The sequence below is a fragment of the Methylolobus aquaticus genome, assembly GCF_054172105.1.
This window is the reverse complement of record NZ_JBSYXP010000056.1, coordinates 1-753: the sequence shown is the minus strand read 5'-3', so window position 1 is coordinate 753 and position 753 is coordinate 1. Positions and strand designations below refer to the sequence as shown.

The window sequence follows — 753 nt, the reverse complement described above, 5'->3', positions numbered from 1 at the left end:
GGCGCTTTCTTCAGTGGTGACGCCCTCGAACAGCGGGTCCTGGTCGAGTGCCTTACCCAGCGCCTGGTGCGCCGCGATGATGCGGTCCATGACCGCCGGTACCCAGCGCTTGGTCTCGCAGCCGGCGGGTTGGCCCTCGGCGTTCAAGCCGACCTGCTGGCCGCCTTCATAGACCGGATCGCTCAACATATATTTTGGCACGCACTGCGGGGTGGCGTTATCGAACCACATGTCCTCGAACAGCACGACCATGCGTTTGCCACGACCCTTGATGACGTTGAATTCGGCCTTGATGGTCGAGAAGTCGTAGACGCCCTTTGAGGTTTCGACCTTGCTCCAGATGACCGGGACCATGACGCCCTTAATCTCCGGCGGGATCTGCGGCAGGATGACCTTGACATCGGCCAGGGTCACTTTGTTGGGCAGTTGGACGTAGTGTCCCGGATGCCATTTCTTGGGGCCGATTTTGGTGGCGACGGGGTCGACGCCCTTGCCGGTGATCGCGATATTGTTCTTCGTTAGCGAGGTTCCGATATACAGGTTGGCTGGGAGGTTGCCGGTCGACAGCGGGGCGAAGGCGAAGCTGACGGCGCAGCTCTGGCCTGGCGACAGCGAGGCGCCGCAGGAATTCATCGTCATCGTATAGTTTTCGTCCTTTTCGCTGATGGTAAAAATACTTTCCGTTTTGGTGCTGGTATTTTTCAGCGTGAGGGTTTTCGAGGTGCTGGTGGTGAAAATCTGCTGATCGGGGAA

The 753-nt window shown here is 58.7% G+C and carries 1 protein-coding gene; it reads right to left on the bottom strand.

Features of this window, described 5'->3' with window-relative positions:
- On the bottom strand, positions 1 to 753 hold a 753-nt coding region (locus ACW73L_RS22155), incomplete at both ends, for a hypothetical protein (protein WP_498924709.1).